This is a genomic window from Bradyrhizobium sp. HKCCYLRH2047, assembly GCF_051168175.1.
GTDB lineage: Bacteria > Pseudomonadota > Alphaproteobacteria > Rhizobiales > Xanthobacteraceae > Bradyrhizobium.
Map to the genome: position 1 here is coordinate 495,924 of NZ_JBNPUM010000003.1, position 17,947 is coordinate 513,870.

The 17,947-nt window shown below is 67.3% G+C and carries 15 protein-coding genes; 9 read left to right on the forward strand and 6 right to left on the reverse strand.

All coding sequences use genetic code 11. The features are described from left to right. The first annotated feature begins 56 nt into the window (after positions 1 to 56). The 4 genes from dksA (at position 57) to ACQR1D_RS09555 (ending at position 4,787) form a co-directional block, all read left to right on the forward strand. Positions 57 to 422: an RNA polymerase-binding protein DksA gene (gene dksA / locus ACQR1D_RS09540; protein ID WP_170323279.1), complete on the forward strand. Its 366-nt coding sequence runs from the start codon at positions 57 to 59 to the stop codon at positions 420 to 422. A gap of 238 nt (positions 423 to 660) precedes the next feature. Then, a complete protein-coding gene (locus ACQR1D_RS09545; protein ID WP_434837864.1) occupies positions 661 to 2,718 on the forward strand; it encodes a sensor histidine kinase in 2,058 nt (685 codons plus the stop codon). A gap of 97 nt (positions 2,719 to 2,815) precedes the next feature. Then, positions 2,816 to 3,853 (forward strand): SDR family oxidoreductase, encoded by a 1,038-nt coding sequence (locus tag ACQR1D_RS09550; protein ID WP_434837865.1) that lies wholly within the window; start codon positions 2,816 to 2,818, stop codon positions 3,851 to 3,853. A 142-nt stretch (positions 3,854 to 3,995) separates the two neighbouring features. Then, a complete protein-coding gene (locus tag ACQR1D_RS09555; RefSeq protein WP_316218147.1) occupies positions 3,996 to 4,787 on the forward strand; it encodes a 2-keto-4-pentenoate hydratase in 792 nt (263 codons plus the stop codon). A 358-nt stretch (positions 4,788 to 5,145) separates the two neighbouring features. On the opposite strand, the gene flgH is transcribed toward ACQR1D_RS09555, so the two are convergent. The 4 genes from flgH to flgF are packed head-to-tail and all read right to left on the reverse strand — an operon-like array spanning position 5,146 to position 8,593. Continuing rightward, the gene (flgH, locus tag ACQR1D_RS09560; protein ID WP_315804298.1) at positions 5,146 to 5,925 is read right to left on the reverse strand and encodes a flagellar basal body L-ring protein FlgH; all 780 of its coding nucleotides are present in this window, start codon (positions 5,923 to 5,925) and stop codon (positions 5,146 to 5,148) included. A gap of 5 nt (positions 5,926 to 5,930) precedes the next feature. Continuing rightward, complete coding sequence (gene flgA, locus ACQR1D_RS09565) at positions 5,931 to 6,995, reverse strand: flagellar basal body P-ring formation chaperone FlgA (RefSeq protein ID WP_316180435.1); 1,065 nt, start codon at positions 6,993 to 6,995, stop codon at positions 5,931 to 5,933. Between the two features lie 22 nt (positions 6,996 to 7,017). Beyond that, complete coding sequence (gene flgG / locus ACQR1D_RS09570) at positions 7,018 to 7,806, reverse strand: flagellar basal-body rod protein FlgG (RefSeq protein WP_315804296.1); 789 nt, start codon at positions 7,804 to 7,806, stop codon at positions 7,018 to 7,020. 22 nt (positions 7,807 to 7,828) lie between these two features. Continuing rightward, on the reverse strand, positions 7,829 to 8,593 hold the full coding sequence (flgF, locus tag ACQR1D_RS09575) for a flagellar basal-body rod protein FlgF (RefSeq protein WP_316180437.1): 765 nt from the start codon (positions 8,591 to 8,593) through the stop codon (positions 7,829 to 7,831). Positions 8,594 to 8,969: 376 nt separating this feature from the next. Here flgF and fliL point away from each other — a divergent pair, with 376 nt between their 5' ends. The 5 genes from fliL (at position 8,970) to ACQR1D_RS09600 (ending at position 15,828) form a co-directional block, all read left to right on the forward strand. After that, positions 8,970 to 9,464, forward strand: coding sequence for a flagellar basal body-associated protein FliL (gene fliL / locus ACQR1D_RS09580; RefSeq protein ID WP_316238733.1), 495 nt, complete (start codon positions 8,970 to 8,972; stop codon positions 9,462 to 9,464). Between the two features lie 20 nt (positions 9,465 to 9,484). Further along, entirely contained in the window at positions 9,485 to 10,687 is a 1,203-nt protein-coding gene (gene fliM / locus ACQR1D_RS09585; RefSeq protein ID WP_315804293.1) for a flagellar motor switch protein FliM, read from the forward strand. After that, positions 10,684 to 11,163 (forward strand): DUF6468 domain-containing protein, encoded by a 480-nt coding sequence (locus ACQR1D_RS09590; protein ID WP_315804292.1) that lies wholly within the window; start codon positions 10,684 to 10,686, stop codon positions 11,161 to 11,163. The genes fliM and ACQR1D_RS09590 overlap by 4 nt, the downstream gene beginning before the upstream one ends. Beyond that, entirely contained in the window at positions 11,160 to 11,930 is a 771-nt protein-coding gene (locus tag ACQR1D_RS09595; RefSeq protein ID WP_315804291.1) for a flagellar protein FlbB, read from the forward strand. Before ACQR1D_RS09590 ends, ACQR1D_RS09595 begins: the two co-directional genes overlap by 4 nt. A 103-nt stretch (positions 11,931 to 12,033) precedes the next feature. Next, positions 12,034 to 15,828: a tetratricopeptide repeat protein gene (locus tag ACQR1D_RS09600; RefSeq protein ID WP_434863772.1), complete on the forward strand. Its 3,795-nt coding sequence runs from the start codon at positions 12,034 to 12,036 to the stop codon at positions 15,826 to 15,828. A 131-nt stretch (positions 15,829 to 15,959) separates the two neighbouring features. On the opposite strand, the gene fliP is transcribed toward ACQR1D_RS09600, so the two are convergent. Both fliP and ACQR1D_RS09610 read right to left on the reverse strand, forming a co-directional pair. Beyond that, on the reverse strand, positions 15,960 to 16,715 hold the full coding sequence (fliP, locus tag ACQR1D_RS09605) for a flagellar type III secretion system pore protein FliP (protein ID WP_316238731.1): 756 nt from the start codon (positions 16,713 to 16,715) through the stop codon (positions 15,960 to 15,962). Beyond that, a complete protein-coding gene (locus ACQR1D_RS09610) occupies positions 16,712 to 17,779 on the reverse strand; it encodes a flagellar biosynthetic protein FliO (RefSeq protein WP_434893826.1) in 1,068 nt (355 codons plus the stop codon). The genes fliP and ACQR1D_RS09610 overlap by 4 nt, the downstream gene beginning before the upstream one ends. Between the last annotated feature and the right edge of the window lie 168 nt (positions 17,780 to 17,947).

Below are 17,947 nucleotides of genomic sequence, written 5' to 3' on the forward strand. Positions count from 1 at the left end.
ATGGGCTGACCTTGGAAAAGTTGAAGAACTACAAACCTTCCGAAAAAGAGCCTTTCATGAACGAACGCCAGCGCGACTATTTCCGCGCCAAGCTGCTGGCATGGAAGGAGGAGATCCTGCGCGAATCGAAGCTCACCCTGCAGGCTCTGCAGGAGGAGAACGTGAACCATCCGGACCTCGCCGACCGCGCGTCGTCGGAGACCGACCGGGCGATCGAGCTTCGCGCCCGTGACCGCCAGCGCAAGCTGATCTCCAAGATCGACGCGGCGCTCCAGCGTATCGAGGACAACACCTACGGCTATTGCGAGGAGACCGGCGAGCCGATTTCGCTGAAGCGGCTCGAGGCCCGTCCCATCGCGACGCTGTCGGTGGAGGCGCAGGAACGCCACGAGAAGCGTGAAAAGGTCTATCGCGACGAGTAGATCGCGACGCTGACCTGAACGAGCAGGGATTGCGGCCGCTTGCCGGGTGCGGCCGCAGTGTTGACGGCCGAGACGCGTTCGTGCGGTCCGCACAGGATGTGCGGGAGCGAACGCAAGCGCCTTTGTTCTCCAAACATCCGGAACTTTTCGGCGTCTGCTGAATTATCTGCGGTTCCATCTCGGAACGCCGCGGGGAATCATGGGCGAGCCGAACATAGCCAGAGGCGCGCTGGCAACGATGCAGCGTTCCTACGGCGCCCTGAGCATCAAGGGACGCCTCCTTCTGCTGGCCGGCATTCTGTTCCTGCCCTGCGTCGGGCTGATCGCCTATGTCATCGTGTCGATGGCGCAATCTGCCGACGCCTCGATCCGGCGCGGCCTGTCCTATGCCGCGCAAACGATCTCCGGTGCCGTCGACGCCGAACTGCGGCGCTACATCGCGCTCGCGGAGGTGCTGGCGAAGTCGCCTGATCTCAGCGCTGCCGATCTCAGCAGCTTCGAGGCAGAGGCGCGCCGTGTCGGTGCGGTCAGCGGCGAAGGCTGGATCATCGTGTCCGACGCCAGCGGCCGGCTGCTGCTCAACACCATCGCAACGCCGGGCAAGCCGCTCGGCGAGCGCACTCCCGAGGGCCGGCGCTCGCAGGAGCGGGCGTTTCAGTCGGGGCGGCCGTCGATCTCGGACATCTTTACCGGCCCCAACTCCGGCGCGTGGGTGGCGACCGTCGATGTCCCCGTCTTCAAGGACGGCAAGCCGTTCCGCTGCCTTTCGATTGCCATGCCGGCCGCGAGCTACACCCGGCTGCTGGCCCAGCAGCAGCTGCCGGCCGACTGGCTGGTCGGCATCATGGACGGCCAGGGCCGCTACGTTTCGCGCATCCCGAAGAACGCGACCACGACCGGGCAGCCGGCGTCGGCCGGCTGGCGGGCGACTGCCAAGACCGAGGGGATTGCGGAGTTTCCGTCGATCGAGGGCGATCGGGTCATCAACGCCAATGCGCGTCCCCAACTGAGCGACTGGACGGTCGGGGTCGGCATCAAGCAGGCGGCCTTCGCCCAGGCGATCTCCTCGACGGTCCAGACCGCGACCATCGTGGCGACGACGATCTGTGCCTTGGCGCTGCTGCTGGCGGCCGGCATCGGCCGAAGCATCGCCCGGCCGCTCGAAAGCATCGCCGTCAAGAGCGCCATCCCCGGCGAGGCCGCGCCCGCCGATCCCCCGGAGGTCCGGGCGCTCAACGCCCGACTGGCTGCGGCCGAAAGGGCGCAGGCGGAGAGTGCACGCGTCATCCAGGAGAATTTCGGGATGCTCGCCCAGGCCAGGGACGATGCGTCGCGCACGGCCGGGCAGCTCAAGCTCGCCGCGAAATACGGACGGCTTGGCACCTTTACCTGGGACGGCAGATCCGGCGCCAGCCACTGGTCCGATGAGATCGAAGAGCTCTATGGGCTTGCGCCGGGCACGTTCCCCGGGACCTATGACGCCTGGCTGGCGCTGGTGCATCCCGAGGATCAGGCGCGTGCCGACCGGGACAACAAGCAGGCGCTGATTACCGGGGAGCTCGATTCGGAATGGCGGGTGCCGCTGCCCGACGGCTCGATCCGGTGGATCGAGGCGCGCGCCCGCATGCTGGGCGGCGAGGGCGGCGGCGATCCGTACATGATCGGCGTGAACATCGACGTCACGGCCGCGAAGGAAGCCGACCGCAAGCGCGAGCTGCTGGTGCATGAGCTCGCCCATCGCGTCAAGAACAGCCTCGCCGTGGTGCAGTCGCTGGCGCATCAGCTGCTGCCGCGCCACGACGCCAAGGTCCGCGATTTCACCTCGCGCCTGCATGCGCTGGCGACGGTGCACACCAGCCTCGCCGAGAACGACTGGCAGGGCGCCGATCTCGCCGCGCTCATCAGGAGCCAGGTCGTGCCGTTCGCCGGCACACCGGATCAGCTCGCGACCAGCGGCCCCGCCGTCCTGGTCCCGGTCGAGCTGACGACGCAGCTGGCGCTCGTCATCCACGAGATGGCCTGCAACGCCAGCAAATACGGCGCGCTTACCACGCCCAACGGTCACGTCGATGTCAGCTGGTCGCTGGCGCAGGACGCGCTGCATGTCCGTTGGCAGGAGAGCGGCGGCCCGCCGGCAACAGAGCCGCCGGTGGTCGGCTTCGGCAGCCGGCTGCTGACCCGCACCGTCAGGCATCTGCAGCGGACGTTTGCCGAGAGCGGGCTGACCTGCCAGTTCGAGCTGCCCTGGCTCAGGACGCCTGGCGAGAGTTCGGTGGCCGCAACGGAAGCGAGCTGAGCGCCGGCGCGCGAAGCGCAGCGGGTCCCGACATGGCCTTGCCATCGCGCACTGCCATCCTTGCGCCCAGGAGTCCCGCCCGGAGAACGCAATTCTGATGAGCGAGGTTCTGGTTACCGGCGGCTCCGGCTTCATCGGGGCGCATGCGATCCTGCAGCTGCTGGCCGCGGGTCACCGTGTCCGCGCGACCTTGCGCAGTCCCGATCGGCAAAGCGAGGTTTTGACAATGCTCCGGCGCGGCGGGGCGACCGACACCGGGCCGCTGTCGTTTCATGCCGCAGATCTCACCTCGGACGAGGGCTGGGCGGCGGCGGTCGATGGGTGCAACTATGTTCTGCACGTCGCCTCGCCACTGCCGGCCGCCGTGCCCAAGGATGAGGATGAGCTCATCGTGCCGGCCCGCGAGGGTACCTTGCGGGTGCTGCGGGCGGCGCGCGATGCCGGTGTCAGGCGCGTGGTGGTGACCTCATCCTTCGCCGCGATCGGCTACGGCCACGAGGGGCGGCGCCGGCCGTTCGACGAGACCGACTGGAGCCGGCTCGATGGTCCGGGCATTCAACCCTATCCGAAGTCCAAGACCCTCGCCGAGCGCGCGGCCTGGGAGTTCATCGCCCGCGAGGGCGGCGCGCTGGAGCTTGCAACGATCAATCCGGTCGCCGTGCTCGGCCCTGTCCTGGGCCCGGATTTCTCGACCTCCATCGCGATGGTGCAGGCGCTGCTGGCCGGCCAGGCCCCCGCCGTGCCTCGCATCAGCTTTGGCCTCGTCGACGTGCGCGATGTCGCCGACCTGCATCTGCGGGCGATGACAGACCCGGCCGCCAAGGGCGAGCGCTTCCTGGCGATGGCGGGCCGGAGCGTCTCGCTGCTGGAAATCGCGCAGGTCCTGCGCGCGCGGATGGGCGTCGGCGGGCGACGGGTGCCACGGCATGAGCTGCCTGACTGGCTGGCGCGCCTGCTCGGCGTGGTGGTGCCGCAGCTACGCGCCGTGCAGCCGTTGCTTGGGCGCTATTGCGAGGCGAGCGCCGACAAGGCGCGGCGTCTGCTCGGCTGGAGTCCACGCTCCAACGAGGACGCGATCGTCGCCACTGCGGAAAGTCTGCTCGAACTCGGTATCGTGAAACGTGAAATCGGTTGAACGAGCCGCTTGCGCCGCGGCCGCGCCGTCTCAAATTGTTGATGAAGCTGAGATGGGAGTCCAAAACTCGTTTATAAACAATCCGTTCACCATAGATCCTGCGATGCCGGTTCGGGCCGCGGGCCAGGGGAGTTGAAGGGCCATGGGAGCAGACGAGATCCTTGCCGCTGCGCGACTGATCGTGGATGCCCGCAAGCAGCGGGCGCCCCTGGGGGCTCTGCCGCCTCAGCTTCAGCCGAAGGATGAAGCGGCCGGCTATGAGATCCAGCGCGAAGTCCATTGGCTGCTCGCCGAGCAGGCCGGTGACTTCGCCGGCTACAAGATCGGCTGCACCAGCAAGGTGATGCAGGACTATCTTGGCATTCCGCATCCCTGTTCCGGCGGAGTGTTCGCGTCCGGTATTCACCAGACAGGTGTCGAACTGCGCACGGCCGACTTCGTCCGCGTGGGCGTCGAATGCGAGATCGCCGTGCGACTCGAGCACGACCTGCCGCCGTTGGACGCGCCGTTCACCATGGATCGGGTCATCGAGGCGATCGGCGACTGTCATGCGGCGATCGAGATCGTCGACGACCGTTATGTGCAATGGCAGACGCTGGGAGCGCCGACGCTGGTCGCCGACGATTTCTTTGCTGCCGGCTGTGTCCTCGGCCCGGCGCTCCCACGCGCTGCCGTGGCGGACCTGGCCGCTGTGCAGGGCCGTGCCATCGTCAACGGCACCCTGGTCGGCGAGGGCACAGGCGCGGATGTGCTGGGACATCCGGTCCATGCGCTGGCCTGGCTTGCTAATCATCTCGCCGCGGGTGGTGACGGGCTCGAGGCCGGGCAGCTCGTCCTGACCGGCAGCCTGGTCAAGACGATCTGGCTGGGCGCGGGCGACCGGGTACGGATGGAGCTGGACGGCCTCGGCGTGGTCGAGGCCGCGTTCGTGTGAGCCGAGGTGGCGCTGGAACGCTTTGAGCTGGCGTCCATCAGCTCGGGTGTGACAACTAAAACGAACACGGCCTCCGGCAGGGGAGCTACCGGAGGCCGCGTATACATCACCCGCCGCGCCTAGGTTCGCATAGGGCAATGTGGGAGCTCGTTTTCAGAGAAGGGCGGCGGCTGCGGGGTCATGCGCCATGACCCATATCGCGCTCGGCCAATCCCTTGTCCGACCCTCCCGCCTGGGGAGGGATTTCGGTCGTGTGTCCTGGTCCTCGTTTCGATTTGCGCCTTGCGAGGTCATCGCATGGGCGGCTTCCAGTGCGACCGGGCGGCGCTCCGCCCGGTCCTTGATGCTGAGGTTTGCCTCAGAACGGCAGCAGGATGTCCATGACCTGCTGGCCGTAGCGCGGCTGCTGGATGTCGGTGATCTGGCCGCGGCCGCCGTAGGAGATGCGGGCCTGGGCGATCTTGGTGGAGTCGATGGTGTTGTCGCTCTGGATGTCCTCGGGGCGGACGATGCCGGCCACGATCAGCTCGCGGATCTCGTAGTTGACCCGGATCTCCTGCTTGCCTTCGACGACGAGGTTGCCGTTCGGCAGCACCTGGGTCACGACCGCGGCGACGCTGGTGGTCAGGGACTCCGACCGCTGGATGGTGCCCTTGCCGTCGGAGGACGAGGTGCCGTCGGCGGTCAGGATGCGGCCGGGCAGCACCTTCTGCGCCTGCACGCCGAGCGTCTTCGCGCCGATGAAGTCGGTGATGCCCGAATCCTCCTTGTTGGTGCGGCTGCGCTGGGTTTCGTTGGCGAAATTGGCCTTGTCGGAGATGCTGACCGTGACGGTCAGGAGGTCGCCGACCTGACGGGCGCGCTGGTCCTTGAAGAAGGCGCGCGAGCCGTTACGCCACAGCGAGTTCGGCGCGTAGGACACGGTCTCGGGTTTCGGCATCGGCATCTGTACCGGCTTGTAGCCCGGCTGCGTGGTCGGATTGTCGATCTCCGTCAGCTTCGGCCGCTCGCCGATCTGGCTGAGACGGTCGATCGAGGAGCATCCGCCGGCGATCGACAGCACCGCGAAGGAGACCGAGATCAGCGCGACCCGGCGCAGGCTCGATGCGCCCCGATCATCAAACTTGAACTTCGACATGAAACTTACTCGGCTTTCGGGGTGGCGGAGGTGGGAAGGCGGCTGGCGACGGCCACGGGCGCGGCGATGTCCGCTTCGGAGGTCTGCGCCGGCTTGGCGACGGCGATGTCGACGGAGACCTGGCCGCGACCCGAGACGCGGCCGGTCACGGTGCGCTTGGACTGCAGATTGAGCACGCTGACGACATCGCCTTCGGTGCCCGACTCCAGCGCCTTGCCGCGCGTGGTGAGATAGATGCCTGCGGTCTGGAAGATCAGCGTGACCGCCTGGTCGCGCTGCACGAGGTCGGGCTTGGCGAGGTCGGTGGTCTTGAGCGCCTGGCCCGCGCGCGCCGGGCGGCGCATCTGCATGCCCACCGCGAGCTCGCGCGAGGCGGGTTCGCCGCCGCCGAGCTCGGCACGCGGCCGTCGCTCGGTCTGCAGGTCGCCGGAGCGGATCATCTCGTTGCGATCGATGTTGCGGGTCAGCACCACGGCCTCGACGGTCTCGATCGCCGTGCCGGTGTAGCGCAGCTTGGTCGTACCAGCGCCATTGGCCTGGCCGAGCTCCAAGGTGATGTCGAAGCGGCCGCTGCGTGGGTCGAACCGGACGCTGGTCGGCGCCAGCGTGCCCGACATCGACGCCTCGAATTTGAGGTCCTGCACCGGCTGGTCGAAGCTGATGCTGAGGTTCGCGGCATCGCCAAGTCCGTTGCGGTGATCGAGCGCCTGGGCCACCGCCGCGCCGATCTCCTTGGCATCGACGGCGCGCGCCAGCCGCGTGACCGCGACCTCCTTGATGTCGCGGACCTCGACGCCGATCACCTGGTGGGTGCGCAGGGTCGCGATCACCTGCGCGGCCGGCAGCACGCCGGTGGTGCCGAGGTCGGGCGCGCGGTAGACGGCGATGTTGGCCGCGACGCCCGCATTGTCGATCAGGTCGCCGACGCGAACGATGTCGCCGGTGACGTTCACGGTGGAGCGCAGCACGGGCGCCTTGATCTGGTCGTCGGCCTCGCCGGCCAGCGCCGAGAGCGCAGTCGAGGCGAGCAGGGCAGCCGCAAGAAGGAAGGGACGGACGGTACGGGTCATGACGGTGATCTCCCTTCGAACCTCAGCGGAACAGCGCCGTGGTCGACTGCAGCATCTGGTCCGCGGCCGAGATGACCTTCGCGTTCATCTCGTAGGCGCGCTGCGCGGCGATCAGCTCGCTCATCTCGCTGACGACGTCGACATTGGCCTGCTCCAGGCTGCCCTGGGTGATGCTGCCGAGACCGTCCTGGTTGGCGACGCCGTCCTGCGGCGGCCCGGAGGAGGGGGTGTCGGTGAACTGGTTGTTGCCGACCGGCTGCAGGCCGGCCTTGTTGATGAAGCGCGTGATCTGGAGCTGGCCGATGATGTTCGAGGTGGTCGAGCCCGGCAGCGTCACCGAGACCTGGCCCTGCGCGTTGACCGTGATGCCCGAGGCGTTCTGCGGGATCGTGATGGTCGGCTGCACCGGGTTGCCCTGGGCGGTGACGATGCGGCCCTGATTGTCCATCTGGAAGGTGCCGTCGCGGGTGTACTGGAAGGTGCCGTCGGGCATCAGCACCTTGAAGAAGCCCTCGCCCGAGATCGCGAGGTCGAGGTCGTTGCCGGTCTGCGACAGCGTGCCCTGGGTCATCGAGCGCGGCGTGCCGACGGTCTTGACGCCGCCGCCGATGTCGATGCCGACGGGCAGGATCGTGCCCTGGTCCGACGACTGCGCGCCGACGCGGCGCATGTGCTCGTAGATCAGGTCCTGGAACGCCACCGTCTGCTTCTTGAAGCCGGTGGTGCGGAGGTTGGCGATGTTGTTGGAGATCACCTGAACGTTGAGTTCCTGTGCCGCCATTCCGGTCGCAGCGGTGTGAAGCGCCTGCATGTCACGTCTCCTTCAAGATCTGTCAGGCCGGAACGTCGGCGAGTTTCTCGATCGCGTTCTTGCGCAGGTCGCTCTGGACCTGCAGCATGTTGGCGACCTGGGTGTAGGCACGCATCACTTCGACCATCTTGCTCATCTCGCCGACCGCGCTGACGTTCGACTTCTCGATGTAGCCCTGCTGCACGGTCGACTTGGTGTCCTGCTGTGCGGTGGCGCCGGCGGCGGCGGCGTAGAGGTTGTTGCCCTGCTTCTGCGCGGCCTGCGGATCGGCGAAGTTGACGATGCGCAGCTTGCCGCGGATCGAGTCGGTGCGGTTGAGGCCCTCGACCACCGTCACGGTGCCGTCGGGCGAGATGTTGATGTCGTGGTCGGTCTGCTGGAACACGATCGGACCGCCGGTGCCGAGCACGAGGTCGCCGGCGGCGGTGACGAGCTGGCCGAGGTTGTTCATGTGCAGATTGCCATCGCGGGTGTAGCGCTCGCCGGCCGCGGTCTGCACCGTCAGGAAGCCGTCGCCCGTGACGGCGACGTCGAGCGCGTTGCCGGTGCGCTGCATCGAGCCCTGCGAGAAGTCGCGATAGGTGCCGCGGTCCTGCACATAGGAGACCCTGCGGCCGGCTACCGGAAAATTGTCCTCATGCGCGCCGGAGGAGAGATACTCCTCGAACAGCTGCTGATCGGCCTTGAAGCCGTTGGTGTTGACGTTGGCGACGTTGTTGGCAACGACGTCGAGTTGTCGCTCCAGCACCATCTGCCGCGACAATCCGATGAGAAGCGCATTCTCCACCGGTCGATCTCCCCTCTTAACGAATCCCGTTCGCGGCACCTCTCCCAAGGCGGTCTCGACCGGGTCTTCCAGAACCGTTCAGCTCTCCCAAGCCGGCGGGTTCGCAAGGGGTACAGCGAAAGCCGTGCCAACTCTGAAACTATCGATAAATCAATGGTTTGGATTTCAGTGCGGGTTCAGAACACCCGGCAATAACGTCTCGCTAACCATAATTGCCCGGCAAGTTTTTCCCACCGCCTCGGCAAAAGAAAGCTTCCGTTAACCATTGTTACCGTAGCGTTCCCTCAACAAAGCGCAGATGCGCTGGGAGCGTTGGTTTCGCGTCATTAAGCTTTCTGGCGGCATCGGCTCGATTTTCCGGAAGGATCCGAAAGCTATGGCCGAGAACGAAGCCGGAGCAGGCGAAGGCGAGGAGCAAGCAGGCTCGCCGAAGAGCAAGCTCAAGCTGATCATCATGGTCGTCGGCGCGCTGGCGCTGCTCGGCGTCGGCGGTGCGGGCTATTTCTTCTTCTTCAGCCACAAGAACGACGAGCATCACGCCGAGGCGGCGCCGCCGCCGAAGCCGCCGGCCTTCGTCGAGGTGCCGGACCTTCTCGTCAACCTGGTCGGCAATCCCGGTGACCGCGTCCAATATCTGAAAGTGAAGATCGTGCTCGAGGTGAAGGAGGAGAAGCAGGTCGAGACGATCAAGCCGACGCTTCCGCGCGTCACCGACATCTTCCAGACGTATTTGCGCGAGCTCCGGCCGAGCGACCTCAACGGCTCGGCGGGCCTGTTCCGGCTCAAGGAGGAGCTCACCAAGCGGGTCAACGTCGCGCTGGCGCCCAACCAGGTCAACGCGGTGTTGTTCAAGGAAATCGTGGTCCAGTAAGGCAAAGAAGCGCAACGATCATGGCTGGCAACGATCAAGTCGACCAAGATGCGATAGCCGCGCAATGGGAAGCCTCGCTCGACTCGGAGGATCCCACAGAGGCCGCGGAAGCCGCAGCAGCCAACGAACTCACCGAATCGATGGCCCTGCAATGGGCCGCGATGGTCGAGGACGGCAGCCGCGATTTCGGCGCCACCAAGAACGGCGGCGAGCGGGTGCTGTCGCAGGAGGAGATCGACAACCTCCTCGGCTTCACCGCCGGCGAGGTCAGTCTCGACGACCATTCCGGCATTCGCGCGATCATCGATTCGGCGATGGTCTCCTACGAGCGTCTGCCGATGCTCGAAATCGTCTTCGACCGCTTGGTGCGGCTGATGACGACGTCCTTGCGCAACTTCACCTCCGACAACGTCGAAGTCTCGCTCGACCGCATCACCTCGGTGCGCTTCGGCGACTACATGAACTCGATCCCGCTGCCGGCCGTGCTCAGCGTGTTCAAGGCGGAGGAGTGGGAGAATTTCGGGCTCGCCACCGTCGATTCGACCCTGATCTATTCGATCATCGACGTGCTGCTCGGCGGCCGCCGCGGCAACACCCAGCTCCGCGTCGAGGGCCGCCCCTACACGACGATCGAGACCAACCTGGTCAAGCGCCTGATCGAGGTGGTGCTGAGCGATGCCGAGCAGGCGTTCCGGCCGCTGTCGCCGGTGCGCTTCACCATCGACCGGCTCGAGACCAACCCGCGCTTCGCCGCGATCAGCCGGCCCGCCAACGCCGCGATCCTGGTGAAGCTGCGGATCGACATGGAAGACCGCGGCGGCAACATCGAGCTGCTGCTGCCCTACGCGACCATCGAGCCGATCCGGCCGGTGCTGTTGCAGATGTTCATGGGTGAGAAGTTCGGCCGCGATCCCGTCTGGGAAGGCCACTTCGCCACCGAGATCACCAAGGCCGAGATCGCCGTCGACGCCGTGCTCTACGAGGCCGACGTGCCGCTGAAGCAGCTCATGAAGCTGAAGGTCGGCGACACCCTGCCGCTCGACATCCGTCCCGATGCGCTGGTCGCGGTCCGCTGCGGCAGCACCATGCTGACGGAGGGGCGGATGGGTCGGGTCGGAGACCGCGTCGCGATCCGTGTCACCAAGAATTTGCGCAAGCCGAATACGACGCTTGCGATGTTCGAAGGCGCCGAAGGCCAGAACAAGTTGATGGAGGCCCAATGAACCACTCCCTCGGATTGATCATCGAAAGCCTGGTGGCGGTCCTATTGGTGCTGACCATCGGCTATTGCATGCTGCTGAATTCCAGGCTGAAGCGGCTGAAGGCCGACGAGCATTCGCTCAAGGCCGTGATCGCTGAGCTGATCACCGCGACCGAGATCGCCGAGCGCGCGATCGGCGGCCTCAAGCTCGCGGTGCGCGACGTCAACGACAATCTCGGCAATCAGCTCGCCGCCGCGACGCAGATGTCCGACCAGTTGCGCAAGCAGCTCGCCGAGAGCGACGGCGTGGTGCGCCGTCTCTCGCGCATCGCCAGCGCCGCGCGACCCATCACCTCGCCTGACGCCGCGCCCGAGCCGGCGCCGGCGCCTGTGCCGGCGATCACGACCGAGCCGGTGCGCGTCTCCGGTGCCAAGGCGGTTGCCGCCGCGGCCCAGGCATTCTCCGAACGTCGAAGGACTGGTGGCCTTGCCGCATGAATGCGTTTCGTAACATCCGCGTCATTCCCGTCGTCCTGATCGCGGTGGCCTGCCTCGCCGTCCTGAAGGTGGCCGGCCTGGTGATCGATGGCGGCTACGTTTTCGACTACGACCCTCACCCGACCAAGCGGTCCTGGGCTCAGGAGAACCTCGGCTATCCAGGCCGCGAGGACAATGACATCGTCACCGGCTCCACGCACGGCGCGCCGAAGGAGAAGAAGGAGGAGGCGCCCAAGCCCGCCGCTCCGGACACCAAGCCCGAGGGCGTCGTGATCAAGCCCGAGGAGAACCAGCAGCAGGTGTCGCCGGCGGAGAAGGCGATCCTCGAGCGGCTGCAGTCGCGCCGCCAGGAGCTCGACGCGCGCGCGCGCGAGATCGACATCCGCGAGAGCCTGTTGCGCGCCGCCGAGCAGCGCATCCAGTCCAAGACCGAGGAGATGAAGGCGATCGAGGGCCGCATCTCCGGCGCGCAGGCCGCCAAGACCGAGGCCGACAACGCCCGCTTCAAGAGCATCGTCACGATGTACGAGGGCATGAAGCCGAAGGACGCCGCCAAGGTGTTCGACCGGCTCGAGATGTCGGTGCTGATCGAGATCGCCTCGCAGATCGCGCCACGCAAGATGTCCGACATTCTCGGCCTGATGACGCCGGAGGCGGCCGAACGGCTCACGGTCGAGCTCGCCCGCCGGGCCGGCGCCGAACGGCCCGAGGCGAGCGCCGAGCTGCCGAAGATCGAAGGCAAGATCGTGCCCGTGAAGAGCAATTGAGCCGCATGTTTAATGCGCCCTTAAACGCCGGCACCTAGATTTCCGGCGTGGCGGGGCAGGCGTATCCGTCAAGTTGCGGATGTCGAACCGGAAGCTTGTGACCATGGCGCGCACGACTCCCATTGGATTGCGGTCGAAGGCCCGCGCACGGGCGCGCGCCGGCCTCGCGCTGCTGTCGGCCATCGTCATCGGCCTGGTGCTGTCCACGGTCGCGGCGGGCGCTGCACCGGTGCCGGGCGAGGCGAGCCTGTCGGCTCAGGACGGCTATGCGCGGCTGGTGCTGAAATTCGCCGAGGACGTCAGCGCCGACGTCACCACCGCCGGCTCGATTCTGCTGATCAGGTTCGATCGCCCCGCCACCGTTCCGATCGACCGCTGGGTCGATGCGGCGCCCGACTACATCTCGTCGGCCCGCGGCGACCCCGACGGCTCGGCGCTGCGGCTGTCGCTGTCGCGCAAGGTCCGCGTCAACACCATGACCGCGGGCGAGCGCGTCTTCATCGACCTGTTGCCCGACAGCTGGACCGGCCCGCCGCCGCCGCTGCCGGCCGAGGTCGTGCGCGAGCTCGCCGAGCGCGCGCGCGCCGCCGAGAAGGCGCTGCGGCTGCAGCGCGCCGAGGCGGAATCGAAGAAGCGGCCGCCGATCCGCGTGCGCGCGCTGGTGCAGCCGACCTTCGTGCGCTTCGTGTTCGAGATCCCCGACGGCGTCGGCATCTCCTCGGTGCTCAACGACCAGAAGCTGTCGCTGTTCTTCACCGCGCCGCTGTCCTTCGATCTCGCCGACGCCAAGATCGTTTCGCCGCCCAACGTCGCCGCGATCAACCAGCGCATCGACGGCAGCAGGACCGTCGTCGAGATCGGCCTGATCGGCGAGGTCGACGTTCGCGCCTTCCGCGAGGAGAAGAACTACAACATCGACGTCGCCTATCAGCAGCCGGACAAGAAGGTTTCCGCAGTCTCCTCGGACACGCTGCCGGGCGCCAAGGCGGCCGCGGCCGAGAAACCCAACGGCAGCAAGCCCAATGGTGACAAGCCGAAGCAGGCTGCGCAGCCGGAGATCGTGCCGCCGACCTCCGACACCATCGCCAAGGAGATGAAGACGGAGGCGAAGCCGGCGCCTGCGGTCGCGGCGCCAGCCACCGAGCCCGCGGCCGAGCCTGCGCCGTCGGCAGCTGCTGCTGCCGCGCCGGCCGCCGCGAAGGCCGAAGCCGCGCCCGAGCTCCCCAAGCCTGAAGCTGCTGCGCCTGAAGCTGTCAAATCCGAGGCGGCCAAATCCGAACCGGCGAAGCCCGAGGCGATGAAGCCGGAGGCCGGCAAAGCCGAAGCCGCCAAGCCCGTCGAGAGCAAGTCGGCCGATGCCAAGGCTGTAGAGGCCAAGTCGGCCGAAACCAAGTCGGCCGAAACCAAGCCTGCCGAAACCAAGCCGGCCGAGAAGGCAGCCAATGGAGCCGCCACCCTGGAGGCCTTGCGCGACAGCGAGGGCCTGCGGCTCACCTTCGGCTTCGGCCAGGTTACGCCGGCGGCGCTGTTCCGCCGCGGCGATACGGTATGGATGGTGTTCGATTCGACCAAGCCCGTCGACGTCGAGCCCATCCGCGCCAAGGGCGGCGCCATCATCGGCGAGGTCAACAGGATGCCGCTCGATAACGGGCAGGCGATCCGGATCCGGCTCAACCGCCCGCAGATGCATTCGCTCGGCAGCGATGATGGCGGGCGCAGCTGGACGCTGTCGTTCGCCGACAAGGGCCAGGCCAATCAGCAGCCGCTGATGGTGATGCGCAACGTCACCGATCCCGCGCTTGCCAATGTGATGGTGCCGCTCGCCAATCCCGGAGCCGGCATGCTGCACCGCCTGACCGACCCGGATGCCGGCGACACGCTGCTGGTCGTGACGGCGCCGCCGCCGATCCGGGGCTTCATCAAGCGCCAGGATTTCGTCGATCTGTCGCTGCTCGATTCCATCCACGGCATCGCCGTGCGTCCGAATTCGGATGACATCGCCGTCGAGATCGCGCCTGACAAGGTGATCCTGGGCCGGCCGGGCGGGCTGACGCTGTCGTCGATCGGCTTTTCGCCGGAACGGGCGCCGACCGCTGTCAGGCCGATGTTCGACATCGACGAATGGCAGCAGAACCAGACTCAGCCGTTCGTGCCGCGCGAGGATCTCCTGATCAAGGCCGCGGCCAACGCCGAGCCGGAGCGGCGGGCGCAGACGCGGCTGGCGCTGGCGCGCTTCTACATGGCGCGAGCGATGTATCCGGAAGCGCGCGGTGTCACCAATCTGATGATCTCCGACGCCGATCCGCGCACCGACGAGACCGCCATGCTGATGATCCACGCGGTGGCAAGCATCCTGATGGGCCGGCCGGACCAGGGCCTCAAGGATCTCGCCACGCCGTCGATCGGCAACAATTTCGACTCCCAGATGTGGAAGGGCCTCGCTTTCGCCCGGCAAGGCAAGTTTGCGGACGCGCGCGAGAAGCTGAAGAACGTCGAGTTCGCCATCGCCTCGCTGCCGCTCGACCTGCAGCGCATCGTGATCGCGGATGCGATGAAGTCGGCGCTCGAGATCAAGGATTTCGCCGGTGCCGCCAAGCGGCGCGCCGAGATCGACGTGATCGGCGTGCCCGCAGACATGAAGCCCGACATCGCCGTGCTGCGCGGCCGGCTCGCCGAGGCGATGGCGCAGGAGAAGGACGCGCTCGACGACTATCGCTTCGCCGTGAACTCCGACGACCGCCCGGCAGCCGCCGAGGCCAAGCTGCTGGAGATCAAGCTCCTGCAGAAGCGCGGCGAGATCAAGCCGTCCGACGCGCTGAAGGAGCTGGAGACCTTGCAGGCGATCTGGCGCGGCGATGCGATCGAGGTGCAGACGTTGCAGATGATGGCGCAGCTCTATGAGGAGGCCGGGCGCTACGCGGACTCGCTCGAGGCCGCGCGCCAGGCCACCCGCCTGATGCCCAACTCCGACTTGGCGCGGCAGGCCCAGGATGCAGCCTCCCGCCTGTTCTCGCAGCTGTTCCTGAGCGGCAAGGCCGACGAGCTTCCGCCGGTCGATGCGCTCAGCATCTTCTACGGGTTTCGCGAGCTGACTCCGATCGGCCGCCGCGGCGACGAGATGATCCGCAAGCTCGCCGACCGCCTGGTCGGCATCGACCTGCTCGACCAGGCCGCCGAGCTTCTGCAATACCAGGTCGACCATCGCCTCGAAGGTGCGGCGCGCGCCCAGGTCGCCGCGCGTCTCGCCATGGTCTACCTCACCAACCGCAAGCCGGACCGTGCCATCGAGGCGCTGCGCACCACCCGCATCGCCGATCTCGCGGGCGAGCTGCGCCAGCAGCGGCTGCTCTTGGAGGCGCGCGCCAACAGCGACATCGGTCGTTACGACCTCGGGCTGGACATCATCAGCAACATCGGCGGCCGCGAGGCGATCCGGCTGCGCTCCGACATCTACTGGGCGTCGCGGCGCTGGCGCGAGGCGTCCGAGCAGATCGAGCTCTACTACGGCGATCGCTGGCGCGATTTCCGCCCGCTCAATCCGGCCGAGCGCGGCGACATCCTGCGCGCCGTGGTCGGCTATGCGCTCGCCGACGACGCCATCGGCCTCGCCCGCTTCCGCGAGAAATATGCGCCGCTGATGACCGGCGAGGCGGACAAGATCGCGTTCGACGTCGCCAGCAAGCCGGCGAGCGGCTCCAGCGCCGAATTCGCCCAGATCGCGAAGATGGCGGCGAGCGTCGATACGCTGGACGGCTTCCTGCGCGACATGCGCGCGCGCTTCCCGGATGCCACCGGCAAAGGACCGGACGGCGGCAAGGATGCTGCGAAGGCCCCGTCGGAGGCGACCGGCGCCCTGCCGCGCATCCAGGGTGTCAAGCAGGCGATCGCCGGCCGTTGATCTCAGCGCAGAGCGGGAGATCCAATCAGATGACCAAGCCGGCCAGGGAAAGCTACTTCCCCTCACCCTGAGGGCCCGCCATAGGCGGGCGTCTCGAAGGGCGAGGCCCGGATCGGGCGCCATGGTTCTTCTTACCCGCCATAGCTCTGCACCAGGCTGCCTGCCACCAGCGACCAGCCGTCGACCAGCACGAAGAAGATCAGCTTGAACGGCAGCGACACCACGACCGGCGGCAGCATCATCATGCCCATCGACATCAAGACCGAGGCGACCACGAGGTCGATGATCAGGAACGGCAGGAACAGCAGGAAGCCGATCTCGAAGGCGCGCTTCAGCTCGGAGATCATGAAGGCCGGCACCAGGATGCGCAGCGACAGCTCGTCGGGCGTCGCCGGCGGCGGCTCGCCGGAGAGGTCCATGAACAGCTTCAGGTCCTTCTCTCGCACGTTCTTCTGCATGAAGCCGCGCAGCGGCACCGAGGCGCGCTGCAGCGCGTCCTCAACGCCGATCTGGTTCTCGACCAGCGGCCGGATGCCGTCATCATAGGATTTCTGCAGCACCGGGCCCATCACGAAGGCCGTGAGGAACATCGCGAGCGCGATGATGACCGAGTTGGGCGGCGCGGTCGCTGTGCCCATCGCCGTGCGCAGCAGCGACAGCACGACCACGATGCGCGTGAACGACGTCATCATGATCAGGATCGACGGCGCGATCGACAGCACCGTGAGCAGCGCGATCAGTTGGACCGCGCGTTCAGTGACGCCGCCGCCACCACCGCCGCCGAGATTGATGCTGATGTCCTGCGCAGCAGCAGGTCCCGCCAGTAAACCGGCGGCAGTCAGAACAGCGATGAAGACAACTCTACGCGGGGGAAGCAGCGATCTCACTGCGACGACTTCGGACGTCCGAGCAGCGAGGCCATCTCGTCCTCCAGATTCTCGAAGCTGGTCTTGACCGGCGCGGCTTGCGCCGGAGCCGGCTCGTTGCGCGTGGCCGCCCGGAGCGCCGGGGGACCCGAGGCCGGAGCAGCCGACGGATCGGCTGACGGACGCCGCAGCGCGGCCTCGAGCCGTTGCGCCATCTCGGCCAGATTGGCTTCGGCGCTCGAATCGGCCGCTACGGGCGGTGGGGCAGCCGGGGGTGGTGGCGGCGGCATCTGGGCCACCGGCGGCAGCGGCGGTGCCGCCACGCGCTCGACGCGCTCGGCTGCGCGCTCAGCATTCCGCACCGGCGGTAGCCGGGGCCCCTCGGAAGGGCGCGGCGCCTCGGCCTGGCGTTGCGGCTCGGCGGGGCGCAGCGGGCGCGGCATCACCGGTTCACCGCGGGCCACCCGCTCGGGGCGCGGCTCCAGGCGGGCTTCGTCTCCGCCGCGCGGTTCTCCACGGACGTCCGCCCGGAGGTCCTGGCGGGGATCGGGACGGCGCGGAGGGAGCGGTGGTTCCGGCGGGAATGCCGGTGCCGGCTCACGCCGCTCTGCGGCAGCCGGCGCCGTGCGGCGAACCTCATCGATGAACGACGGCCGCATCGGGCGCTGCGGCGGCTCCGGCATCTGCAGCTCGGCAGGCTCGGCGGCCTCGGTCTTCGGCTCGTTGTCGGCCCAGGACGGCGCATCCGGCAGTGGCGCAATGCGCGCCGCCGGCGGCTCGGCATTGATGCCCGGCCGCTGCGGCAATTGCTCGCGCGCCGGCATGGCGCGCACGATGTTGGACTCAACCACGATGTCGGTGGGCCCGCCGATCATCAGAAGATGCTCTATGTTGTCACGGCGCACGAGCACGAGACGGCGGCGGCCATCGACGGCGGCGGCATCGATCACGGCGAGCCGGGGCATGCGGCCGCGATTCGGGTTGGTGCCGAGACGATTCCCCGCGAATCGACGAACCAGCCACGCGGCGAGGCCGATCAGCGCCAGCACCGCTACGAATGCAAAAAAGAACGTCAGTGCCTGCATCTCTGTCCCCGGCAAATACCGCGTCCTTTCGAAGTCTCTCGTCTGTCCAACGCATCGCCGGCAGCGAACGGAGCTTCAGAACCGGAACCAACCTGTTAACGCATGACGGCAGGAACTGCCGCTCGGCCTCTTAATAACCCATGAATCGGCCGGGCCAAAACGACTTCT